17 protein-coding genes are annotated in these 24,541 nt (G+C 40.9%); 13 read left to right on the forward strand and 4 right to left on the reverse strand.

The window, feature by feature from the left end; genetic code table 11:
- Window positions 1-29: 29 nt before the first annotated feature.
- From MUO15_RS17610 to MUO15_RS17625, 4 genes are all read left to right on the forward strand, one after another.
- Window positions 30-2,126: a putative bifunctional diguanylate cyclase/phosphodiesterase gene (locus MUO15_RS17610; protein ID WP_245031341.1), complete on the forward strand. Its 2,097-nt coding sequence runs from the start codon at window positions 30-32 to the stop codon at window positions 2,124-2,126.
- A 72-nt stretch (window positions 2,127-2,198) separates the two neighbouring features.
- Window positions 2,199-2,885, forward strand: a complete 687-nt coding sequence (locus tag MUO15_RS17615) for a Na-translocating system protein MpsC family protein (RefSeq protein ID WP_245031342.1) — start codon at window positions 2,199-2,201, stop codon at window positions 2,883-2,885.
- A 141-nt stretch (window positions 2,886-3,026) separates the two neighbouring features.
- Window positions 3,027-3,197, forward strand: coding sequence for a hypothetical protein (locus MUO15_RS17620; protein ID WP_245031343.1), 171 nt, complete (start codon window positions 3,027-3,029; stop codon window positions 3,195-3,197).
- A 122-nt stretch (window positions 3,198-3,319) separates the two neighbouring features.
- On the forward strand, window positions 3,320-4,705 hold the full coding sequence (locus tag MUO15_RS17625; protein WP_245031344.1) for a DUF2254 domain-containing protein: 1,386 nt from the start codon (window positions 3,320-3,322) through the stop codon (window positions 4,703-4,705).
- A 302-nt stretch (window positions 4,706-5,007) separates the two neighbouring features.
- Here the strand turns inward: MUO15_RS17625 and MUO15_RS17630 are convergent, their stop codons facing one another.
- Window positions 5,008-5,328: a hypothetical protein gene (locus MUO15_RS17630; protein WP_245031345.1), complete on the reverse strand. Its 321-nt coding sequence runs from the start codon at window positions 5,326-5,328 to the stop codon at window positions 5,008-5,010.
- Between the two features lie 389 nt (window positions 5,329-5,717).
- Between MUO15_RS17630 and cls the strand changes: the two genes are divergently transcribed.
- From cls to MUO15_RS17650, 4 genes are all read left to right on the forward strand, one after another.
- Window positions 5,718-7,220, forward strand: a complete 1,503-nt coding sequence (cls, locus tag MUO15_RS17635; RefSeq protein WP_245031346.1) for a cardiolipin synthase — start codon at window positions 5,718-5,720, stop codon at window positions 7,218-7,220.
- 49 nt (window positions 7,221-7,269) lie between these two features.
- Window positions 7,270-8,061 (forward strand): alpha/beta hydrolase, encoded by a 792-nt coding sequence (locus tag MUO15_RS17640; protein ID WP_245031347.1) that lies wholly within the window; start codon window positions 7,270-7,272, stop codon window positions 8,059-8,061.
- Between the two features lie 122 nt (window positions 8,062-8,183).
- Window positions 8,184-8,885: a TVP38/TMEM64 family protein gene (locus tag MUO15_RS17645; RefSeq protein WP_245031348.1), complete on the forward strand. Its 702-nt coding sequence runs from the start codon at window positions 8,184-8,186 to the stop codon at window positions 8,883-8,885.
- Between the two features lie 164 nt (window positions 8,886-9,049).
- Window positions 9,050-10,030, forward strand: a complete 981-nt coding sequence (locus MUO15_RS17650) for an MBL fold metallo-hydrolase (RefSeq protein ID WP_245031349.1) — start codon at window positions 9,050-9,052, stop codon at window positions 10,028-10,030.
- A 329-nt stretch (window positions 10,031-10,359) separates the two neighbouring features.
- Here MUO15_RS17650 and MUO15_RS17655 read toward each other — a convergent pair whose 3' ends face one another.
- On the reverse strand, window positions 10,360-12,606 hold the full coding sequence (locus MUO15_RS17655; RefSeq protein ID WP_396266266.1) for an MMPL family transporter: 2,247 nt from the start codon (window positions 12,604-12,606) through the stop codon (window positions 10,360-10,362).
- A gap of 184 nt (window positions 12,607-12,790) precedes the next feature.
- Here MUO15_RS17655 and MUO15_RS17660 point away from each other — a divergent pair, with 184 nt between their 5' ends.
- From MUO15_RS17660 to MUO15_RS17675, 4 genes are all read left to right on the forward strand, one after another.
- Entirely contained in the window at window positions 12,791-13,429 is a 639-nt protein-coding gene (locus MUO15_RS17660; protein ID WP_245031350.1) for a TetR/AcrR family transcriptional regulator, read from the forward strand.
- Between the two features lie 640 nt (window positions 13,430-14,069).
- Window positions 14,070-15,092: a DUF3231 family protein gene (locus MUO15_RS17665; protein WP_245031351.1), complete on the forward strand. Its 1,023-nt coding sequence runs from the start codon at window positions 14,070-14,072 to the stop codon at window positions 15,090-15,092.
- 248 nt (window positions 15,093-15,340) lie between these two features.
- Window positions 15,341-15,499 (forward strand): hypothetical protein, encoded by a 159-nt coding sequence (locus MUO15_RS17670; protein WP_245031352.1) that lies wholly within the window; start codon window positions 15,341-15,343, stop codon window positions 15,497-15,499.
- Between the two features lie 53 nt (window positions 15,500-15,552).
- Window positions 15,553-15,825, forward strand: coding sequence for an HU family DNA-binding protein (locus MUO15_RS17675; protein WP_245031353.1), 273 nt, complete (start codon window positions 15,553-15,555; stop codon window positions 15,823-15,825).
- Window positions 15,826-15,948: 123 nt separating this feature from the next.
- Here MUO15_RS17675 and ppdK read toward each other — a convergent pair whose 3' ends face one another.
- Together ppdK and MUO15_RS17685 are read right to left on the reverse strand one after the other, a co-directional pair.
- The gene (gene ppdK / locus MUO15_RS17680) at window positions 15,949-18,615 is read right to left on the reverse strand and encodes a pyruvate, phosphate dikinase (protein ID WP_245031354.1); all 2,667 of its coding nucleotides are present in this window, start codon (window positions 18,613-18,615) and stop codon (window positions 15,949-15,951) included.
- A complete protein-coding gene (locus MUO15_RS17685) occupies window positions 18,608-19,432 on the reverse strand; it encodes a pyruvate, water dikinase regulatory protein (protein WP_245031355.1) in 825 nt (274 codons plus the stop codon). The genes ppdK and MUO15_RS17685 overlap by 8 nt, the downstream gene beginning before the upstream one ends.
- A 488-nt stretch (window positions 19,433-19,920) precedes the next feature.
- Here MUO15_RS17685 and gltB point away from each other — a divergent pair, with 488 nt between their 5' ends.
- Window positions 19,921-24,531 carry a glutamate synthase large subunit gene (gene gltB / locus MUO15_RS17690; protein WP_245031356.1) on the forward strand — a complete coding sequence of 1,537 codons (4,611 nt, stop codon included), beginning with the start codon at window positions 19,921-19,923 and terminating at the stop codon, window positions 24,529-24,531.
- Window positions 24,532-24,541: the final 10 nt, after the last annotated feature.

The following is a 24,541-nucleotide window of genomic DNA, read 5'->3' on the forward strand; positions in this document are numbered from 1 at the left end:
GGCGCCCGGTGGGAATGGAGGGGATTGTATTGGAAGAATTAATAGGGACTTATAACTTTTGGTTTGTTGGACTATCCATTGTCATAGCCGCATTTGCCTCCTATACAGCCCTCGACCTTGGAGGGCGTGTCTCCCATTCTACTGGGTGGCGAAAAAAAGCCTGGTTGTTAGGTGGTTCGATTACAATGGGGATCGGCATCTGGTCCATGCATTTCGTGGGGATGATTGCTTTTCAACTTCCTATGCCAATGAGTTATGATCCTCTCCTAGTTTTTCTTTCCATGCTGGCAGCTTTTCTGGGATCATTTATTTCTCTGTTTCTTGTCAGCCATCGAACCTTAACACTTCGTCGTTTAATAGGGGGAGGCATTTTCATGGGGATCGCCATCGTATCCATGCATTACATCGGCATGGTCGCGATGGAAATGGTCACCATAAATTATGATCCTTTCTATCTGACGTTGTCAGTTCTAGTGGCGATCTTAGCTTCGATGACCGCACTCAAATTATCATATGAGCTTTCCAATCGCGTAAGTTCCGTTCAACTGTTTACCCTTAAATTGGCAAGTGCTATCCTTATGGGCGCGGCTATATCTGGTATGCATTACATTGGGATGACAGCAGCCACTTTTTATTCTATGCCACACGCAGCAGCGTCCCACCCTGGAACCATCAACTCCACACTGCTAGCTATTGGGATCGCTATCTTCACCCTCTTGATGCAGTCATTTCTAATATTTGGGACGGTCACGGATCGCAGGTTAGCCATCCAAGCAACTAAATTAAGAGAAATGGCCTATTTTGACCACTTAACAGGGTTATCAAACCGTAGGCGTTTTATAGAATACTTAGATAAATATATGAGAGAGGAGAGGAGATTTGCTGTATTTTTCCTTGATTTGAATCGGTTTAAAATCATTAATGATGCACTGGGGCACAATGCAGGTGATTTATTATTAAAAGGGGTTTCAGAAAGGCTTCGGTCCTGCATTAGAAAGGGCGACCTTGTAGCCCGTCTAGGCGGGGATGAATTTACCATTATCATGTCTGATATTCAATCGTTAAATGAACCAACGACCCTTGCCAAGAGGGTGATTAAGGCACTAGAAAAGCCATTTTTGATTAATAATAATGAACTTCATACAACGGTGAGTATTGGGATTGCCATGGTACCAGAAGACGGTGATTCTTCAGATGTCATTATGAAACATGCGGATATGGCTATGTATGCTTCAAAGCAACGAAGCAAAAGCAAATACTACTACTATTCTTCTACCATTGGCGAAAAGTCAGAAAACCGACTATGTGAGGAACAACAGCTGCGAGAGGGGATTGAACAGAATGAATTTTTCCTGGAGTATCAACCCCAAATTGATGCTTCCTCTAACCAACTTATAGGGGTTGAATCCTTAGTAAGATGGTTGAGGCCTAATGGAAAAATCAAGCCCCCTAACAGTTTCATTCCATTAGCAGAGGAAACAGCCCTTATTATTCCACTCGGTAAAAAGATTCTCGACATGGCTTGCCGCCAAGCAAAAGACTGGTCTGACAAAGGGTTCCCAACTCGTGTATCCGTGAACCTCTCAGCAAGACAATTTCAATCGGAAGACATTGTCCAGGTGGTCTCCTCTTTGTTGGAACAATATCAGTTGCGGCCTGAACTGCTTGAATTAGAGGTCACCGAAAGTATGACGATGGAAAACATAGAGCGCTCCATTTTGATCCTGAATGAGTTTCGAAGGTTAGGTGTGTATCTATCCATAGATGATTTCGGTACAGCGCACAGCTCCCTGCGCTATTTAAAGGATTTTCCTATCCAGCAGTTAAAGATTGATCGATCATTTATAAGGGAAATAAACTTAGATCCGAAAACAGAACGAATTACGAGTGCGATTATTGCCATGGGGCAACACTTAAATCTCGAAACCATTGCAGAAGGGGTAGAAACCGAAGAACAACTTTCATTCCTGCTTAATCAAAACTGCACGAATATTCAAGGTTTTTTTTTCAGTAAGCCGATTTCGGTGGAGAACATCGAAAAAAGATATTTTCAAAGGCAAACGACAGACATAGTAACCCCAATGCTTCAACTTGAAGCTCTTTGTTGTGCTTTTAGTTGCAATTGAAAGAAATGGGGATTAGAATGAAGGACTGAGACAGGAATAAAAAAGTTCGGTCTTTATAAAGGGATGAGAATCATGGAAAAGAAATCACTGCAATCAGAAGTAGCGAGTTACATAGGTAAGTTATTAAGAGATAACTTTGGGAAGGGACCTACATCTGTGTATGTTTCCATTGAGGGTCCATATATCACGATATATCTTCGCGAGTTTTTAGCTCCCATGGAACGCGTATTGGTTGGTCAGGACCATGACATGAAGGTGGAAGAGACACGAGATTTATTGATGACTGAACTTCTGCCTGAAATAAAAGCTTCACTTAAGCTTATGACAGGTCTAAAAGTGGACGAAATTTTCTATGACTGGTCACTATCTGACCACTCGGGTATGCTATTAGGTGTGCTTGCTAATGAGAATGATGTAGAGGAAGATCTGCCTCATTACCCGACTAAAGAAAAAATACATGAAGAGATCACACGTGTAAGTGAGCAGGCAGAGAAAGCACCTGAAAAGGTCGATTCCTATATGTTAAATTCACGAACGCTCTTAATTGTTCGGGACGGGATCCTTGTCAGAATAGAGAAAGAGTTAATTAACTCTGGATTCGGAGAGACGTTAAAACTGACTAAACGAAAGCTTGAAAAGACGCTATTAAGGCAGTCCTACTGTGAAAGTATTCTAGATCAACAAGTTGTTGATGTTTTTGCAGATTGGGACTTTCACAAGGATAAAAGCTATATACTTTTTATCCTAAAACCAAATTAATACTAGGTAGAAATGAGCTAGACTAATAGAGCTGGACATAAGCCGAAAAGATATCTTATCTTTTCGGCTTTTTTAATTGTTAGAAAACTATGAAAATAAGGCCTTGTGCGCTTTAAATCAGGAAATTATGAGGGAGATATTATGGCTATTACAATTATTGCTACAGATGAGAATGGACTTAGAATCGAAATTTCTAAAAATGAAAAGGAATTGTGTTTTCAGAGCTATGAAGAAGCCAGCTCTTTTATTGATCATCTAAAGGAAGCGAATGTTTTACCAGGGAAATATAATTTTGTTATAGAAGAAAGGTAAACCTTGGAAAAGGCTCGTTGGGAAGCAAGCTTTTTGACTTTTAATAAACAAGAGAAAGAAACGGTTTTTTCTTCTCTTCGAGGGGAAACCGGATTTATTACACGATCAGGAAGGGGAATAGTATGTTACTAGATTTATTACCTGTATCATTGAGGAAATATTTACAAATGTCGAAAAGACAACGGAAAAGTGAAATGCAGATGACGCTTTGGTACATGCCTATTATTTACATTGGACTAGCACTTTTTCTTGTTGCTGCAACGCTATTTATGGATCTATTTATAGACTTAGCACCCTACACCCATGAAATCTTTCACTTTAGTGCCTCAGTTACGAGAACACTAGTAAGTACATTAATCGGAGGTATTTTGACACTAAGTGCCTTCACATTAAACTCTTTACTCGTTGTACTAACTACATTCAGCGGCCAATTTTCACCGAGGATGCTGCTGAATTTTATTTCTGACAAGCAAACACAACACGCGCTTGGAATTTTTAACGGGAGCTTTATCTATGTACTCGTATTGTTTTTGTTTATCGGAAGTTCCGAGAAGGAAATATTCGTTACTGTGCCGGTTGTAACCATCGCTCTTGCTTTCATTGCGGCCGTTACATTTATTTACTTTATAAATCATGCGACAACTTGGATGCAGGTTCACAATATTACCTATAGTATGAAAGAAGTATCCGAAAAGATTATTTACAAGACGTTAAGAGAGGACTTAGAACCTCACCGCATTATAAACCCTGGTGACCTAATGGAAAAAGAGCGAGAAACGGCAACCCTAGTTAAAGTTAACAAATCTGGTTATTTGCAGCTTGTAGACTATCGAGCGATGATTGCAGAAGCAAAGAAGGATCAGATTATCATAGAGCTTCATTCTCAAGTAGGGGATTATATTTTGGAAGGGAACCTGTTCTTTAGCTTCTGGGGACCTGATGTTACAAATGTTGATAAAGGTAAATATATGAACATGATAGAGGTTGGACACAAAGAAACCGAGATCCAGGATATTCAAATGGGGATGCACAAGTTGGCTGAGATTGCTATTAAAGCTATAGGGAATGATGACCCTAAGACAGCTTCCAACACCATTCACCAGATGGCGGAACTTATGCTTTCCGTAGATAGCTATATTACATTTTCACCCTATTTGGCGGATAAGAACCAACAGGTGCGTGTCATTATGAAAGAAGAAACATTTGAATACTACATTTATCGTGGTTTTGGATTTATACGCCATTATGCTAAAGATAATCACTTGATCATCACTGAGATTGTTAGTGGATTAGCTATGGTGGCCGAGTCGATTGATCAAACAAAACATGAAGTAATCTGGAGGTTCGCTTGCAATACCCTGGATCACATTGAAAGGAAATTAATCTATGAGTTGGATAAAACTTTCTTGCTAGAAGAATTTTATAGGCTTGCTAAAATAACCAATCATATCGATGGATATCGTGAAATCGAGCGTAAATTTTATCCTTCAGCAAACGAAAATGTCTGAAAACATTTTTAAAACGGTGGTTCATGTTTTTATCTACTCAGCTGGTAGTATATTTAATCTCATCATGATTTTAACTGTAAATGCTTTAATGTTTGCTGCTATCTTTCCTATGAGTTTGTTTATGGAAAGGTGAAGGACCCGATGGGATGGAACTAGGCTCAACAAAACTAGTATTTTTACAGGGTATAGAGAAATAGAGGGTAGTAACAGCATTGCTGTTACTACCCTCTTAACTAAAATTCCTGCTTATCTCTACCCAAAGTTTTTTGAGACACCTTGGTGAACTCCTTTCAGCTCAATGATTAAGAGCTGCTGTTCTCTGATGGTTCTTCATCTAAGTCAGGTTCTTCAGCATCAGCGCCAGCATTTCCATTACCTTCTGATGGTTCCTCATCTAAGTCAGGCTCTTCAGCATCAGCACCAGCATTTCCATTAGATCCCTCATCAAGCAGACCATTTTCTTCAGCCCAAGTATTGAGCTCTTCTTCTGTATAAAATTGTTCAACGTCTGAGTCTGTCAAATACTCCTCTTCTGAACTAGTTTCTTCGGAAGCACACCCAGCTAAAACACCCATCGACAGTACTCCTACACCTACTGTTTTAAAAACATTTTTAAGTTCCATTGTACAACTCTCCTTTCTATAAATCATGTTACATTAGGACGCTTCCCATCATAATTCTGTAATAAACGTAACAAATTTAAAAATTGGAACGGGAAATTAAATTAATTCAGAACAACTCGTTTCATAAATCCTTTATTGGTAAAGACCAAATCATTGTCACAAGGCGAATCATCCTTTATTTAGTCCGATTGCTTGGATGTATAATAAAAAGAGTGAGGAGATTACATTCCGAAGACAAATGAAATGAGGCTGAAATTTTCCGTTCACAATCTGAGTATGAGAAACTGAAGAAATAGCTTGAGTAAAGAAGAAGATAGGCTTCTAGAATAGGGAAATTCGAACAGAGTACAAAAACGAAGTCAGAATAGCATTAAGGAGTATTTATATAAATGAAACAAATGAGACAAGTTGTTTTCGTCTGCTTATTGATTTTAACATTCTATATCATATTTTTGAGCGACCAGCCTTTTTGGATCAAATCTCTTGCGCTAGTTGCTTATCTATTGATTATTCTTTCCGTTTCGTATGTTCTAATGCTAGAAAACCGTTCTCCATACAAAACACTTCTATGGATATATGCCATTGTCTTTTTCCCCGTCATCGGTTATATATTTTTCGTTTACTCGGGACAGTTGCAGGTTAAAGGCCATCTATTTCAAAAGAAAAGAGAAGATAATAAAACATATTTGAAAGACCTGCTTCAACAAAGTCCATCCACCTATTTCGGGAAACTCGGGAAGGAAGAACAATTTATTTCTAATCTGATTAAGGGAGAGTCTCATTTTCCTCTCAGTTTTTCTTCCAGAACAAGGGTTTTAAAGGATGGAGAAGAAACATTTTCAGCTATGAAGGAAAGCCTAAAGAAAGCTAAAGAATTTATTCACATGGAATATTATACATTTCGGGATGATAAAATTGGCACGCAGATTACCGATATTTTAGTCGAAAAAGCACGATCGGGAATTGAGGTCAAAGTGATTTATGATGATGTGGGAAGCTTGAAAATATCAAAGGATGCTCTTCTCAGAATGGAAGAGGCCGGTGTAACTGTTGCCTGTTTTTTGCCGGTTAAATATGGATTTTTTAATCAAAAAATCAACTTCCGAAATCATCGGAAGATTATTGTCATTGATGGAGAAGCGGGATTTGTTGGTGGATTAAATATAGGTGATGAGTATCTTGGTCTAGATGAAAAGATAGGGTTTTGGCGTGATACACATTTAATGGTTGAAGGGGAAGTCATTCGCAGTCTCCATGCTATTTTTCTAGTTGATTGGTCATACCTAACGGATGAGCGGTTAGCACAGAAAAACTATATAAGTACCCCAAACCTCGAGAACAATCCTGGTGGTGTTCAAGTTGTCGCCAGTGGGCCAGACGCTAATAGAGGGATTATGGGGGATCTTTATTTTACAATGATTTCCTCTGCCAAACATTCCGTTTGGATTGCAACACCATACTTTGTCCCTAATAAAGACATTCGAACAGCCCTTTCTATGGCTGCAAAGAAGGGGGTCGATGTCAAACTAATGGTACCGGAAATTAGTGACGGTTTTCTAACTCAGTATGGGACCCGTTCTTACTTTGATGAGCTCCTTGATAAAGGGATTGACGTTTATATGTATCAGAAAGGTTTTATGCATCAAAAAATCATGATCGTCGATGGTCAATATGCTTCTATTGGTACAGCCAACGTCGATTTCAGAAGTATAAACCTAAATTTCGAGGTAAATGTCTTCTTATTTCAGATGGATAGTGTAAGACAACTGGTTAGTTATTACGAACTGGATATAAAGGATAGCGAGCAAGTCAATCAAGTCCTTTATAAAAACCGGGGACTCGTTACGAAAACGAAGGAATCGTTCGCGCGGTTATTTTCTCCTATCTTATAGGAGGAGGTTTACAGTATGAGGTAAATGAATTTTGTTAGGAGCGATTACCATGAAAATATGGGAATGCGAAAAGAATTACCAAAAAGGAGTCATTGTTATTGTTCACGGCTACGGTGATCACCACGGGCGATATATGTGGTTAAAAGACAAATGCCTTAGTCGCGGTTTCCATGTGGTGATGGATGATCTTCCAGGCATGGGAGGGACTACAAGAAGAGCAGGGCATATTGATTCCTTTGATGAGTACGTGGAAACCGTTTCTCGCTGGATTAAAGAATCAAAAAAATATAACCTCCCTATTTTCGTAATGGGACATAGTATGGGAGGACTCGCCACCGTTCGGGCACTAACAGAAAGAGAATTGCCTATTTCAGGTGTCATTCTATCATCACCTTGCCTTGGTCTTATTCATACCCCTCCGGACGTTTTACGAAGGCTGATAAAGCTGATGAATAAGTGGAAACCAGCTTTCCGTGTCCCCCTCAAAAATCCTTTTAAGAAAGGGCTCGCAACAAGAAATGAAAAGGTTCTGAAAAGGGATGAACAGGACCCCTTCATTGTAACAAAAGTTTCTGTACGCTGGTTTAAAGAAATGGATAAAGCAATGCAGAAAGCGTTTAGACATGTAAAAGAAGTTCCGGATGTACCTCTGCTCGTTTTACAGGGGGGGAGTGACAAAATTGTAAAAAAGCATGATGTTTATAAATGGTTCCGTCACCTATCTATCAATGAAAAAACATATAAAGAGTTTAAGGGACTTTACCATGAGGTGTTTAATGAACCGGAAAGAGAACAAGTTTTTGATCAGGCCTATGCTTTTCTTCAGTCACATGTTGACTGACACACTTAGGATCCTGGTCAGTAGACATTTTAAAGCAATAGGTAGATCATTGGTTTCTATCAGAATGTTTGGGATCAAGAGGAAGACAAAATCCATTCATTTTAAAGTTAGGGAGGCTAAAGGTGAATAATAGTAAAGTAAAGAGTTTTATCATTAAGAGTGCTGTTCTCTTAGGAATAGCAGGATTATTAGTGCTCTTAAATCAATTATTCTTTCATATACAACCAAAAGATATAAAAAAATGGACAGACGGGTTAGGGGTGTGGGCTCCCGTTGTATTCTTGATTATATTTACTGTACGCCCCTTTACACTCATTCCATTATCGATCATTGCTGTAGCCTGCGGTTTGTTATTTGGTCCATTTCTTGGATCTGTTTATATAATCATTGGAACTGTATTAGGGGCAGCATCCGCCTTTCTCGTTCTTAGGAGGTACGCCAAAGAAATTCATATTGAAGATAACGATAAAGAGAATTTGAAAAAGTTGAAAAAGGATGTGGAGGAACACGGGTTTAAGTCGGTATTAATGCTTCGATTACTTCCAGCTATTAACTTTGACTTACTCACCTATATTTGTTCCAAAACACAGGTGAATTCGTGGAAGTATCTTCTAGGAACATTAGTAGGGACACTGCCAGGCTCTATTATGTTTGGGGTGTTCGGTTCAAGCCTACTGACGCTTAAGCCGGTAAACTTAATTATACTTGCTGGGCTAATTATCCTCCTCATTGTACTAGGAGTTATAATGAAAAGAAGTATTGGAAAGCGTTATGACACGGAAGAACTTAAAGCGGAAGTGAAAGATTTAAGAAAAAACACCTAATAAAATTGTACTGGTGAAATTTAAGTGATACAAGTAAACACGTGGGGATAAAGGGGAGGACTGAACGGAGCACCTTCCCTGTATCATAGCATTATACTTATATGTTCTTACCTTCTTGCGCAATGAGCGAATTTAAATCTATTTAAAAAGGTGCGTGGTCATCCATGATTGAATCTCAAACGACTCCTTTCGAATTCTATCCAATCTCAGTCCCTACCCAGGATAGTTTAAGAACGGTGAACTTTTACCTTCTTTCTATTAAAAATCAGTTACTATTATTTGATGCCGGCTGGACAGGGGATGCATACTGGCAAGCTCTAAAGCAAACTTTAAAAGAAAGCCATTTCGAGCTTGAGGACATCACAGGTATTGTTCTCAGTCATCACCACATCGATCATTGTGGTTTAGTAAATCAAATAGTTGAAAAACATGAGATCCCTGTCTACGCTCACAAAAAAGCCTTTCCTCGATTACAAAGAGAGGAAACCTTTTTAAGGACCCGAATCCAGTTCTTTGAGGCCTTATACAGAAAGTTTGACTGTTGGGATAGAGGGGAGGCACAGGTCGATTATTTAAAACGTTCTTTAGAAAAGAATCGTCACCTTGCTGTAAAGGCAAATCTTTCACCGGTTGAGGAAGCTCCTCTTGATGGATTAAACGCTCTGCACTTCCCGGGACACGCCCCTGATCAAATAGGGCTTTGGGAACAAACCAACGGGATTCTATTTGGAGGTGACGTGCTCATTCAGCATATTTCCAGTAATGCGTTAGTTGAGCCAAATGAAAATGGTGAACGGCTGCCAACACTTCATCAAAGTGTCGAGTCACTTAAAGCTATTGCCTCCTTACCTGTTCAACTTATCCATTCCGGACATGGGTCTGTCATTCATGATCCCCAAGCTTTAGTTAAAAAACGGTTGAGTCGTATTGATCAAAAAGGAGATAAAATCATTTCCCTAATTGAAAAAGGTGCTTCAACAGGAAGAGAAATCGCTCTAAGTTATTACGGTTCTACTTACGATCAGCAGTTTTCATTAGTCATGTCAGAAATCATCGGTCAACTTGATTACCTGGAAATCAAAGGGAAAATTGATAAAACGATAAAAGACGGTATTTATCACTATTCACCAGTAAATAAAATCTAAAAAGACCATTCAGCTGAAAAAAGCCTCTCCATCGTTTATTAAACGATGGAGAGGCTTTTTCTACTTCGAAGGCAGCATTTGGAAAGGTAAAAGTAATGGCTTAATGTTTTCTATCTTTTGTCCGCTTTTTTCCTAATTATAAAGCAGGATGCAGAACGCGTAATCTTTAGATAATTATTCCTTTTCTGATAGCCTGTATTAGCTGCTAAACTGTAGTTGGTTATATTATTATAAGTAGGATGTAATTTCAGAAATAAAGTTTTACTTTTTGACTTTTTAGTTTTCAAAACTGATTCTAACTCCTTAACTACCTCAGGTTATGGGACCAGCTATTCTTTTTCATGGGCAGTAATTTTAGCCTTATTATTATCTTCTCTAAGCTTCCAAAGTTTCTCTGGCCAAAATGAAAATCTCCCTAAGACAGTTGTGATCGATGGGACAAGAAGCGGTCTGACGATAAACGTATCGAGTAAGATGCCGACTGCAGTAACTGTTCCAAATTGAACCAATACTTGCAGCGGCAGGACGGCCAGAACGGAAAATGTCCCTGCAAGAATTAAACCGGCTGAACCTATGACACTACTTGTTTCACTTACACCTTCGCGAATGGCTTGTTTAAGCGGCAGGTGTTTTCTCTTTTTCCAAATGCTTGAAACCATAAAAATATTATAATCCTCGCCTAATGCCACGAGAAAGACGAAGGCGTAGACAGGAATTAATCCTTGCATCGCATCGGCACCAAAAACAAAATTGAGGATTAACCATCCGAGTCCCAGTGCTGCGAGGTAGGATAATACAACAGTTCCTAACAGATAGATCATAGCAACGATGGAACGCAGGTAAATGAGTAACAAGACAGCGATGATGATCAGTACAGCCGGGATGATGATAGATTGATCACGTTTTGTCACTTGTTTTGTATCGTAAAGTGTTGCCGTTTCTCCACCAATCCACACGTTTTCAGCTGGATTTTCGATACCATTGCTTTCAAGCACATTCGCCATTTTATTTTTAATAGCTGGAATGGTCTGAACGGATTCTTCGGAATATGGATCAATAGACAAGGTTACTTCATGTTTCAAAAGGAATGGATTATTAGAGCCTTCTACAGGGTCACTGACTTCTTCTACGTTAGCGATAGAAGACAGTATGTTTTTAACATTTACTTCTTCTCCTTCGGTATTGACAATCACTTCAAGTGGAGCAATTTCTCCTGGTGGATAATGATCGGCAATAATCGAGAAACCTTCACGTGACGGCATATCTTCTGGGAAAGAGTCTAGTAAACCATACGTATAATCTATTTTGGGCACGAATAGTGCAAGGCCACCTAATAAAATCGTACAGGAAACGATAATGATCCAGGGTTTGTCTGTAGCCCATCGTCCAATCGCCTGATTGATGCGTCCTGAGGATTTGGGTCTGCGAATAGGCTTTCCTTTTGCTTGTTCGCGTTTTTGAATCATCTCTTCTGTACGAGGGATGAAAGGGACAAATGCCATTCGCCCCAGTATGGCCAATACGGCTGGCAGCAATGTTAACGCGGTGATTCCGATAATTAAAATAGACAGACTGAACGGCACAGCAAATCGGTCGTAGGAAGCATAATGCGCTAGCCCTAGGGTTAAAAGCCCTGTGACCGTGGTCAGTGCACTAATCATAATTGCGCCGCCCGTACCAGTGAGTGCTTTTTGTAAGGCTGCATACTTATCTGGTTCCATCCGCAGTTCATCACGATAGCGGGAAATCAAAAATAAGCAGTAGTCAGTCCCGGCACCAAATAATAATACGGTCATAATCGAAATCGCCTGGGCATCGACAACGATCCATCCTTGATCAGCCATAAAACCAAGTAATGGGCTGATTAATCCATAGGCTATTCCTACAGACACCAGCGGGACAAGCGCAAGGATAGGGGATCGGTACAAAATAATTAACAACACTAATACTAGGACGACCGTCGCGATTAATAAGGTTACGTCTGCGTTACTAAATAATTCGGTCGCATCCGTCTGGATACCGACCGGACCTGTAAACCGTACGTGCAAGCCATCGTCAGAAATGGCCTCATTAAAGCTCGACTTGTCTGTCCCGGCTATGATTCTCTCCTTTAATTGGTCCAGTGCTTTCTGCAATGATTCTGTCGAGGCACTCTCTTGGAAAAAGACCGGGGTGGTCAAGGCAGCGCCATCTTGAGAGCTTGCTTCAATTAAGGTTTGCGGTGGTGCTTTTGCAAATGGAGGAATGAACTTCTGACTACTCACTGGATCTTCCTCAAGACCTCCGTAAAGTTGTTGGATGAGCTGGTAATCCTTATCTGTCAGTCCGCCATTTCGGTGCCAGACGACCAGAAGCGGCACGCCCGAGTTATTAGAAAATTGTTCGGATGAAATCTTAGAAGCTTGCACTGACATGGCATCTTCCGGCAACAATTGATTCGATTTCGTTTCTTCTTGATTGACCTGTGGCCAAACAAAAGATAGGACTATAACTAACAAAAGCCAAACGAACACAGTTAACCATCTTGTTTTCGAACTCGCAACAATACGCCCCCAATTATTTAATAACTTCTTCAAAAGAATCTCCCTCCCTTTTTGGATATCGATTATGTTCTTCAAATAGGGCTGACTATTATGATTGCAGATGTAGTAATTATAATTATATATACTGGACAGTTAATTATCAAAGGTATCGTATTTCAGTTGAACAAAACCTCTATGTTATACTAGTTTTGACCCTTATTGTGTGAGGAGTAAAGTTATGGAGAGAAATACAAACCGTTCTCCGGGAAGACCACCAAACCACAAACATAAACAACCTACAGGCGAACGAATTTTAATTAAGGCATCTCAACTCTTTCTAGAAAACAGTTATCAGGATGTCTCTATGGATGATGTGGCCAAGGCATCTGATGTGACAAAAGCATCTGTTTATTATTATTACAAAACCAAGTCAGAACTTTATACCGAGACTATGATTCAGCTCATGTATCGGGTCCGAGCTCAGATAGTTAAATTACTACGCGAGGAAGAGCCTTTTTATACAAGACTTTTAAACGTGGCTGAGGCCTATTTGTCCGTGTCCATCGATTTGGATACTGAGCGCTTTATCTATAGTGCAAAAAATATGCTTTCCAATTATCAATTGGAAGCCATTCAAAATGCGGAAGAATCGATGTATCATGCAATGGAAGAGTTTTTTAGTGAAGCTATAGACCAAGAGGAGATTTTGCCTATTAATCCGACCTTTGCTGTTCATGCTTACATTTCTTTATTGAATACAGGCAATTATAAGAACACGGAGGGCCACATGATTTTCTCCTCGGCAAAAGAATCGGCAAGACAGATTGTAGGTTTCTTTTGGAAGGGATTGACAAACAGTACTTTCGAATATAAATAATCTCTTTTTTCTAAGAATTTAGTGCTGCATCTTGATTAGGAAAAAGTGTGCAGGCCTTGTTTTCGTGGTATATGAACATAGAAACCGTAACATTGATAAACTAATAAAGCCATCGGTGTTGTCGACTGATGGCTAACAATAGAGCAACCCAGCAAGAAGGCTAGGCTCTACAAAAAAATAACCCCCCTATTGCCAGGATAAAGGCACAAGGGGGTTATTTTTTATGCGATATTAGAATAATCAGTGTTGCAAATTTTAACGAGTACATTAAGGCTTCATCTCCCTTCATGGGAAGTGAGCCTAGCCCCCTTGCGAAGCCGATCTAGCGTATCCTCTCATACTGTCCGGGCTTTCATCATAGCGCTGCCCTTCGGAATAGGCAGTGCAAAAGAAAGTCTTGTGTATTTACGGAGATGTTAAGATAACGATGTTAAAAACCTTAGTTTCAAGTGTTCATATAGGGCTTAATTAGGATTCAGCCTCATTTGGACTTAACTCAATGTAAACGTAAATAAGTATAAAATGATGATATTCCAAAAGAAAGATAAGGAAGAAATTGGATTTAGTCATAATAATATACCTTTTTCTGCAAAGAATAAAATCCACAACTAAAAAATTTATTCATGGGAGGTATTTCATTATGGCTGAAAGTCGTACCAAGCTAACTTCTTCTGAATTAGCTTCTATTTGGTCTGGTTATATGAATGATAGTTTGTCCAAATGTGTCTTAAGTTATTTTTTAAAACATGTAGAGGATGAGGAAATTCGGTCTGTCGCCCAGTTTACTTACGACCTTTCAGCTACACATATAGAAAAACTAACAGCCATATTCCAGAATGAGGGGATCCCAACACCAACAGGTTTTACAAAAGAACATGATTTAAATTTAAATGCCCCTAAACTTTATACAGACATGTTCATGCTAAGTTATATCAATCATATGGCTAAGGTTGGATTACTTGCCTATAGTAGCTTTATCTCCATGAGTGCTCGAAAAGATATAAGATCCTATTTCATGGAAGGACTGCAAGAAACGTCAGATTTATATGACAACAGTTCAGAAGTACTCCTTTCAAAAGGATTATTTATTAGAGCACCTTATATTGCGTATCCAACAAGAACAGACTTTGTAGACTCAAGAAAATATTTCAATGGTTTTTCCTCTCTTGGTAAGGAACGACCATTAAACACGGTTGAAATATCACATTTGTTCATGAACACTCAAACCAACGTTATAGGAACTAAACTAGCACTTAGTTTTGCTCAAACATCACCGAATAAACAAGTTCAAAAATGGATGTTAAGAGGATCTGACATTTCAAAAAAACATGTTCAAATTTTCACCAAAACCCTTATTAATAACGATATACAGCCGCCCGCTTCATCTGATGTTAGTATTACAAATTCAACTACCCCGCCGTTTTCAGATAAACTAAATTTATTTCACATGAGTTTGTTAAGCAGCGCAGGGATGGGAAATTACGCAACCGCAGCAGCTGCAAGTCAAAGAAATGACCTAATGATAAATTACGAAAGGTTATCACTAGAAATTGCTCGATATGCTAAAGATGGAGGCGACCTCATGGTTAAAAATGGATGGTTAGAACAACCCCCGGGGACAATAGATAAACAAAAAATTATAAAAACGAAGGATTCGGAATAATTTCACCTCCTTGTAATCAGCTATATAGTATAATAATTTCTGAAATCTTTATCTAGTTCGAAATTAGCTGGATATGTTGCTGGTACGATCTTTATAAAGAATTTGAACATAGAACGAACTAATACGCCTTTCACAGTTTTATTTGGAGATAAATGGCTTCGGTAATCAGATAAACCGTCGTATATTTCATTAATATTTTGACAATAATGAAACTATGAACTGTACCTTTCATAAAAGGAGAAGGTTTGGTGATACCGATAGATTATAAATTGGCTGATATGGGAGTACAATTGAGTAAACATGAGCTTCAAACCCTTACACATGAAGAAGAATACTGGTTTCTAAACGAAAAGTTTGTCCAAGCCTTAAGAATTGTGGATGCTTTTTATCGATCTGTGTTAAGGTGATTTAAGTAGATTATGAATTAAAGTATGTTGTTATAAAAAAAGGAGAGATACTATTGAATAAAACAGAATTAGTTAATAAAGTTGCTGAGGTTTCTGGGTTATCAAAGGGGGATGCAAGCAAAGCCGTTGATTCAACTTTGGAATCTATTACAGAAGCACTTGCAAACGAAGATAGTGTTCAATTAATTGGTTTCGGTAACTTTGAAGTAAGAGAAAGAGCAGCACGTAAAGGTCGTAATCCGCAAACAGGTGAGGAAATAGAAATAGCAGCAAGTAAAGTACCTGCATTCAAGCCAGGAAAAAGCCTTAGAGAAGCAGTAAAATAAGATAACTTAAAGGGAAGGGGTGTTCCAAAAGTATAAATAATACTTGAGGGACACCGTCTTTTTTTATTTCAAAAAATGAAGAGGCTGCCTCCTACCCTTTTGGAACAGCCTCTTCATATTAATCTATATAAGCTCTTTCACACCCTGTTTCTGTTCATGTTTGATAGTGGCTTGAGCCGCTGCAAGACGTGCAAGTGGTACACGGTATGGGGAGCAGCTAACATAATCCAACCCTACATCATGGCAGAATTGTATCGAATGTTTTTCTCCTCCATGTTCCCCGCAAATCCCTGTTTTTAACCCTGGCTTTGTTGCTCTGCCAAGTTTAACGCCGGTTTCTACAAGCTTGCCGACACCTTCCTTGTCAAGAGAAGCGAATGGATTATCTGGGAGAACTTTTTTATCAATATAGGTTTGCAGGAACTTGCCCTCTGCATCATCACGACTATACCCAAAAGTTGTTTGAGTTAAATCATTTGTTCCAAAGGAGAAAAAGTCCGCCTCTTGAGCAATTTGGTCCGCAGTGAGAGCTGCTCGTGGAACTTCAACCATCGTACCAACGAGATAATCGGATTCCTGTCCGGTTTCTTCCATAATTTGTTCTCCCACGTTGACGACCAATTGACGCATTTCTTTCAACTCATTGACATGGCCAACTAAAGGAATCATAATTTCCGGCTTAACATCGATTCCTTTTTCCATCACTTTGGAAATGGCGTAGAAGATGGCTTTCGCCTGCATGAGGTAGATTTCAGGATAAATCATTCCCAGACGGCAGCCACGGTGTCCTAGCATTGGATTGGATTCATCTAACAGACGGACTTTTCTTAAAAGGTCTTCCTTAACCTTTAATTCCTTAGACTTTGGATCTAAGATTTGTAGCTTTGTCACTTCAACGATCAGTTCTTCCTTATCAGGCAGAAACTCATGAAGAGGAGGATCTAGTAAACGAATCGTTATCGGGTATCCTTGCATCGTTTCAAAGATTCCTTCAAAATCTTCTTGCTGCATGGGCAGTAGTTTCATAAGAGCGTGCTCTCGTTCCTCGTATGTCTCAGCAAGGATCATTTCCTGAACAAGTGGGATTCGGTCTGCATCCATAAACATATGTTCTGTCCGGCACAATCCGATTCCACCGGCACCAAATTCAATGGCTTTTGCGGCATCCTTTGAGTTGTCAGCATTGGCCCTTACGCCAAGTTTTCTCTCCTCATCTGCCCAGGTAAGTAACAGTTGAAACTCCTCCGAAAGCTGTGGCTCGATCATTGGGACTTCACCTAACATGATGTCACCCGTTGAACCATCAATGGTAATTCGATCGCCCTGGTTGACGATGACGTCTCCTACTGTAAACTGCTTTCCTTTTATATCAATAGATAAGGCTTCACAGCCGCAAATACAAGCCTTTCCCATGCCTCTTGCTACTACAGCTGCATGACTTGTCATTCCTCCACGGCTAGTGATTGTTGCTTGAGAGGCCACAATTCCATGGATATCGTCAGGGGTGGTTTCCGGTCGAACAAGAATCACCTTTTTGCCATCGTTCGCTAAACGTTCGGCATCATCTGCATAAAAAACGACCTGGCCTGTTGCTGCTCCAGGGGAGGCAGGCAGCCCTTTGGCTAATTGTTTCCGCTGATATGAATCATCAATTCGATGATGAAGCAGCTGGTTAAGTTGATCAGGGTCGACACGCAGAAGGGCCTCTTTTTTACTAATAATGTTTTCTTCTGCTAAGTCAACGGCGATGGTAATCGCTGCTTGAGCTGTTCTTTTACCCGTTCGAGTTTGAAGAATAAATAGTTCCCCACGCTCTACTGTGAATTCAATGTCCTGCATGTCTTGATAATGCTCTTCTAGTAGATTGCTAGTTTCAACAAACTGTTGGTAGACTTCCGGCATTTCATGCTGGAGGGTAGCAATCGGCTGTGGGGTACGAATGCCTGCAACCACATCTTCGCCTTGTGCATTTATTAAATATTCCCCATAAAGCTTCGATTCACCTGTAGATGGGTTCCGTGTAAAGGCAACTCCCGTACCAGAATCGTTCCCCATATTTCCAAAGACCATGCTTTGAATGTTCACGGCTGTGCCAAGGTGACCGGGAATCTTCTGAAGGCGACGGTACACAATAGCCCGCTGGTTATTCCAAGAATCAAAAACAGCTCGAATGGAAAGGAATAATTGTTCTTTTGGATCCTCAGGAAAATTCCTTTTCGCATGTCTTTTGACGATATCTTTGTACCCTTTAATCACTTGTTGCCAATCTGCTGCAGACATTTCAGGATCTGAATCATATCCTTTTTCTTCTCTCACTTCTTCTAAAAATTGCTCAAAGTAAAAGTTATCGACATCAAGAACAACGTCACTAAACATTTGAATGAATCGACGGTAAGAATCATAGGCAAAACGTGGATTTCCAGTAAGGTTTGCCAATCCTTCCACTGTTTTATCATTCATTCCAAGGTTTAAAACGGTATCCATCATTCCCGGCATCGAATGAACGGCACCGGAACGAACGGAAACAAGCAGGGGATCTGCGGGATCTCCAAGTTTTTTCCCTGTTTTTTCTTCAAGGATTTGAAGGGCTTCTACTACTTGGAGTTCGATCTCGGCAGGAATGGATTCGCCCGCATCATAGTATGAGTTACAGGCCTCTGTTGAAATGGTAAAACCATAAGGAACGGGTAAACCAATACGGGTCATTTCCGCCAGGTTGGCGCCCTTACCTCCTAAAAGTTCCTTTTTTTCACTGCTCCCTTGATCAAATGTATAAACAAATTTATTCATAGTTTATAACTCCCCTCTTTTTTAACATGGCTAATATTAGATCAGCCGTCTCTTCTACGGCCTTATTTGAGACATTAATAATTGGACAACCGATTCGTTTCATAATCGTCTCGGAATAATCTAGTTCCTCTAGGATTCGTTCTAAGTTTGCATAATTCGCATGGGTGTTTAACCCTAAACTTTTCAATCGTTCCTCGCGAATTTCATTTAATTTATCTGGTGTGATCACTAAACCGATACATTTACTTTTTGGAATATCAAAAAGTTCCTCCGGGGGATTTATTTCCGGTACCAAAGGGATATTTGCCACCTTAAACTTTTTATGGGCCAGATACATGGAGAGTGGAGTCTTTGATGTTCTGGAAACGCCCACTAGCACAATGTCGGCGTGTTTAATCCCGCGTATTTCCTGGCCATCATCATATTTGACCGCGAACTCAATGGCTTCCACTCTTCGGAAGTAGTTATCGTCCAGTTTCCTCATTAATCCTGGTTGACGTTCGGGGACCTTATGAAATTTTTCAATAAATGCTTCCATAAGTGGATTCATTAAATCCACTGCAATAATTCCTTCTTCTCGTGCTCTCTGATCAAGGTATTGCTTTAAATCTGGAATGACGATCGTGTAGGCAATGATGGAATGGCTATACTTTGCGACAGCAATGACATTATTAAGATCCTGGATATCTTCTACATAGGAAATGTGCTGGATTTCAACATCTGCTCCATTAAATTGACTTGTCACTGCTTTTACCATCAACTCAGCTGTCTCGCCAACTGAATCCGAAACTACATAGACAATTTCCTTTTTATTCACATCCGATCTTCCTATCCTTTAGGGTTTAGTGTTTGCTTGATTCCTGTAGCCATCCTTTCTTAAGAATTTGTTTGGTTAAAGAATTATGTCATACTAATATCTTTGAAACTGTGAAAATGTGTCATACTATTTAGTTGAATAGTATATTACCACTAATTTTAATTTGTTACAATCCTTTTTCTTTGTTTCTGTGTGATAAAGCTAAGGCGGAGAATATTTGGAATTGGCAAGTGAAAAGTTCCAGAAGTTCAGGGTTGTGGAAGGAAAACGTCCATAACACTAAACTTCGAGGAAGATGGATTTCATCATGTTTTTTGTATGATCGAGGGGAAAAAGAAGACAATAAGGAAAATGGAAAAATTATGAGTTGTTTTCAGATACGTGGTCATTTTGGCAAATAAGGGATGTAGCTTTCCTTTTCTAAGCTGCTTAGGGAGGAAGATACATATCCCACCGCGGTCACAACTAATAAAAGAAGGGATGCTGTTATGAAAAATCACGGATATCCTGCACCTCAAGGTTTGTACCATCCTGAGAATGAACATGAAGCATGCGGAATTGGGATGATTGCCAATATTAATGGAAATAAATCACATGATATTGTTCAAGATGCGATTACGATCCTTTGTAACCTCGAGCATCGAGGGGGACAATCGGCCGACATAAGCACGGGGGATGGGGCCGGTCTTCTAACGCAAATCCCGCATACTTTTTTCGAAAGGCAGTGTGATAAGGAAAATATTGTTCTGCCTGCCGCGGGAAAATACGGTGTTGGCATGGTCTTTCTCCCACAGGGTACGGAGGGGAGGAAAAAGGTGGAAAACCTAGTGGAACGTGTGATTGAGAGTGAAGGCTTTCCGTTTCTTGGCTGGCGTACCGTTCCTGTTAACGATTCCTTTGTCGGCGACCTTGCGAAGAAGACAAAACCTTTTATTCGTCAGGTGTTTATTGGACGATCTGATCAAATAAAGGATCAAATGACGTTTGAAAGAAGATTATATATTCTGCGAAAACGGCTGGAAAAAGAAATGGGTGTCTCAGAGATTGAGGGAGCTGAGGACTTTTATATGTGCAGCTTATCAACTAGGACGATTGTCTATAAGGGGATGCTTATCCCTGAGCAGCTCGATTCTTTTTATCGAGATCTAAATCATCGTGATTTTAAATCTGCTTTAGCGGTGGTCCATTCTCGTTTTAGTACGAATACCTTTCCGAGCTGGCAGCGTTCCCACCCGAACCGTTTTACGATACACAACGGTGAATTTAATACGGCGAGAGGCAATGTCAATTGGATGAGGGCACGGGAGGCTTTGTGTGAATCTGAATTTTTCAAAGGGGAGGAGCTTAAAAAAGTGCTGCCTGTTATCGATACAGATGGCAGCGATTCCTCCATGTTTGATAACTGTTTTGAATTCCTTCACTTGTCAGGCCGGTCACTTGCTCACACAGCGATGATGATGATCCCAGAACCGTGGGTGAACGATGAAAATATGAAAAAGGAAAAACGAGCTTTTTATGATTATCATAGTTGTTTAATGGAACCGTGGGACGGGCCGGCAGCGGTTGTCTTTACAGATGGCCAGCAAATCGGTGCTTGTCTCGACCGAAATGGGTTAAGGCCGGCGCGCTATTATGTCACAAAAGATGGGAAGATCGTTTTAGGATCGGAAGTTGGTGCGCTAGATATTGATCCCGAGGATATCGAGGTGAAGGAAAGGCTGGAACCAGGAAAGATGCTGCTGGTTGACTTGGAAAAGGGGAAGATTATTCCCGATGAAAAAATTAAACACCAGATTGCGGCCGACCACCCTTATCAAAAGTGGTTATCCAAACACTTGATTCATTTGGATGATATGCCCGAGCCTAAAGAGGGACAGCCTGAAAGATCCCCATTCAATTCTGAACAGCTCGTTGAACAACAACTGGCATTTGGCTATACGACGGAAGAATTAAACAAATTGATCAAGCCAATGATCACGGATGGAAAAGATCCGATCGGTTCGATGGGGTACGATTCACCTCTCGCTGTTTTATCGAAGCGCCCTCAACTTTTATACAATTATTTTAAACAGCTTTTTGCCCAAGTAACAAACCCGCCCATTGATGCCATTAGGGAAAAAGTTGTGACCGCCGTAGCAACGACCATTGGCGGGGAAGGAAATCTAGTCAGCCCCGAGCCAGAAAGCTGTAAGCAAATTCGCTTGGACACACCGATTTTGGCCAATCAGCAGTTGGAAAAGCTGCGCAGCTCGCAGGTGGAAAATTTTCAAGCCAAGACGTTATCCATCCTGTTTGAGGCCACTGACAAAAGTGGTCAGTTGGAACAGGCATTAGAAACGCTTTTTCAACAAGCGGATGCCGCGATGGATGATGGAGCCTCCTTATTGATTTTGTCTGATCGTGGCATGAATGTCCACCATGCTGCTATTCCTGCTCTGCTTGCGGTGTCTGGTTTGCATCACCATTTAATTAGAAGGGGCATGCGCACGAAGGTTAGTCTGCTGGTTGAATCCGGGGAACCGAGGGAAGTCCATCATTTTGCAGCTTTGCTCGGGTTTGGGGCAGAAGCGATTAATCCATATCTAGCGTTTGAAGCGCTGGGCGAGCTCATTCGGATCGGAGACCTCCGTGATGTATCCCTTGAAGAAGCTATCGAGACGTACATTAAAGCTGCGACCGATGGTGTCGTAAAGGTTTTATCAAAAATGGGAATCTCAACGATTCAAAGTTACCGTGGCGCTCAAATTTTTGAGGCAATCGGGATTGACGCAGGTGTCATAGAAAAATACTTTACTCGCACAGCATCGCGTTTAGGCGGTATTGGTCTTGAGACAATAGCAGAGGAAGTTTTAATCAGGCATAAACGAGCGTTTGAACATAAAAGGGGCGGCGAAAAAACGTTAGCATCCGGTGACGACTTTCAGTGGCGTAAAAACGCGGAGGATCATCAATATAATCCGGCAACGATCCACAAGCTCCAACAAGCCTGCAGTAAGAATAATTATCAAATGTTTAAAGAATATTCTACGATGCTCACAGACGCTAACCGCAATTTACAATCGATTCGCGGCCTGCTTTCTTTTAAGAAAAGAGGAAACGGGATCCCCATAGAAGAGGTTGAATCCATTGAAGACATTTGCAGGCGGTTTAAAACCGGGGCGATGTCGTACGGTTCAATCAGCCGGGAAGCCCATGAAACGCTTGCCATTGCCATGAATAAGATTGGTGGTAAAAGCAATTCGGGTGAAGGCGGAGAAGACCCTGGACGTTTTACCCGGGATGACAATGGCGATTGGCGCCGAAGTTCTATTAAACAGGTCGCTTCAGGCAGGTTTGGCGTTAATAGTCATTATCTTGTTAATGCAGATGAAATCCAAATAAAAATGGCGCAGGGAGCGAAACCAGGGGAAGGCGGGCACCTCCCTGGAAAAAAAGTGTACCCATGGATCGCTGAAGTGAGGGGATCAACACCAGGGGTTGGATTAATTTCACCGCCGCCACATCATGATATTTACTCGATTGAAGATTTAGCAGAATTGATCCATAACTTAAAAAACGCAAATCCGATGGCACGAATCAGCGTCAAGCTCGTTTCTAAAGTTGGGGTGGGCACCATTGCAGCAGGTGTGGCAAAAGGAAGAGCAGACCTTGTCTTAATCAGCGGTTATGACGGCGGGACCGGAGCAGCCCCTCGCACCAGTCTTAAGCATACAGGACTTCCATGGGAAATCGGCCTGGCTGAAACCCACCAAACCTTACTTATGAATCGCCTGCGAGACCGGATTGTTGTGGAAACAGACGGCAAAATGATGACAGGCCGCGACGTCGTCATCGCGACATTACTTGGCGCCGAGGAATACGGTTTTTCAACCGCGCCGCTCGTTGTTCTGGGCTGTATTTTGATGCGAGTATGCCACCTTGATACTTGCCCGGTCGGTGTGGCCACACAAAATGAAAAGTTGCGGAAAAAATTCATAGGTGAAGCTGATCATGTTGTCAACTTTATGCGTTTTATTGCCACTGAAGCGCGTGAACTAATGGCTGAGCTAGGGTTTAGAACGTTGAATGAAATGGTAGGAAGAACTGATGTCCTAGAAGCCAACAAAGCGATTGACCATTGGAAAGCCAGGGGTCTTGACCTAACACCGCTTCTTTACCAGCCCGATGTCCCGGAAGGTGTTAGCCGTTATGCCACTACCGAACAAGTTCATGGCTTGGATAAATCTCTCGATAGGCAAGAGCTCATCCCGTTGTGCCAGCCGGCGATTGAAAATCAGGAAGCAGTTGAAGGAACGTTTTCAATCAGAAACATCAACCGTGTTGCCGGAACGATGCTTGGCCAGGAAATCACGAAGCGCTACGGCATGCATGGCTTGCCAGAAGATACGATATGCTTGACGTTCAAAGGTTCGGCAGGTCAAAGCTTCGGCGCCTTTATCCCTGCAGGGTTAACGCTGAAGTTGATCGGCGATGCCAATGACTATGTAGGAAAAGGACTGTCAGGTGGAAAAATCATTGCCCGTCCATCAAAAAAATGCACGTTCAAGGCAGAAGAAAACATCATTATTGGGAACGTATCCTTTTACGGTGCTACAGCAGGTGAAGCTTACATCAATGGAGTGGCCGGAGAACGTTTTTGTGTAAGAAACAGTGGGGCCCATGTCGTCGTGGAAGGCATCGGTGACCACGGCTGTGAGTATATGACCGGGGGACGGACGATTGTGTTAGGCTCAACCGGAAAAAACTTCGCTGCCGGCATGTCAGGCGGAATTGCTTATGTGCTTGACGATGGGGATCGACCTTTCCGAACGAATTGCAATACAGAACAGGTTTACTTGCAATCGCTGACAGATAAAGAAGAAAAGGAAGAAGTCTACCGGCTGATCGAAAAACATGTCCACTACACGAACAGCGCCCGTGGGAAAAAAGTGTTAGATCATTGGAAATCCTTGCTGCCAAAGTTTGTTAAGGTCATTCCTAAAGATGATTTAGAAATGAAGAAAAGAATTAAACATCTGGAAGCGAGCGGGCTGAGTAAAAGCAAGGCAGCACTGGCAGCATTTGAAGAAAGTAAAAAGGCGGTAGAAGCATTGAAATAACAGAGTAGGA

The sequence above is a fragment of the Halobacillus amylolyticus genome (assembly GCF_022921115.1).
GTDB lineage: Bacteria > Bacillota > Bacilli > Bacillales > Halobacillaceae > Halobacillus_A > Halobacillus_A amylolyticus.

Bases quoted from the DNA above. Each gene is read 5' to 3' on its own strand.
- MUO15_RS17665 (WP_245031351.1), top strand. From the start codon at position 14,070: ATGGCTGAAAGTCGTACCAAGCTAACTTCTTCTGAATTAGCTTCTATT.
- cls (WP_245031346.1), top strand. From the start codon at position 5,718: ATGAAACAAATGAGACAAGTTGTTTTCGTCTGCTTATTGATTTTAACA.
- MUO15_RS17650 (WP_245031349.1), top strand. From the start codon at position 9,050: ATGATTGAATCTCAAACGACTCCTTTCGAATTCTATCCAATCTCAGTC.
- MUO15_RS17620 (WP_245031343.1), top strand. From the start codon at position 3,027: ATGGCTATTACAATTATTGCTACAGATGAGAATGGACTTAGAATCGAA.
- MUO15_RS17660 (WP_245031350.1), top strand. From the start codon at position 12,791: ATGGAGAGAAATACAAACCGTTCTCCGGGAAGACCACCAAACCACAAA.
- MUO15_RS17630 (WP_245031345.1), bottom strand. From the start codon at position 5,328: ATGGAACTTAAAAATGTTTTTAAAACAGTAGGTGTAGGAGTACTGTCG.
- MUO15_RS17625 (WP_245031344.1), top strand. From the start codon at position 3,320: ATGTTACTAGATTTATTACCTGTATCATTGAGGAAATATTTACAAATG.
- MUO15_RS17640 (WP_245031347.1), top strand. From the start codon at position 7,270: ATGAAAATATGGGAATGCGAAAAGAATTACCAAAAAGGAGTCATTGTT.
- MUO15_RS17615 (WP_245031342.1), top strand. From the start codon at position 2,199: ATGGAAAAGAAATCACTGCAATCAGAAGTAGCGAGTTACATAGGTAAG.
- gltB (WP_245031356.1), top strand. From the start codon at position 19,921: ATGAAAAATCACGGATATCCTGCACCTCAAGGTTTGTACCATCCTGAG.
- ppdK (WP_245031354.1), bottom strand. From the start codon at position 18,615: ATGAATAAATTTGTTTATACATTTGATCAAGGGAGCAGTGAAAAAAAG.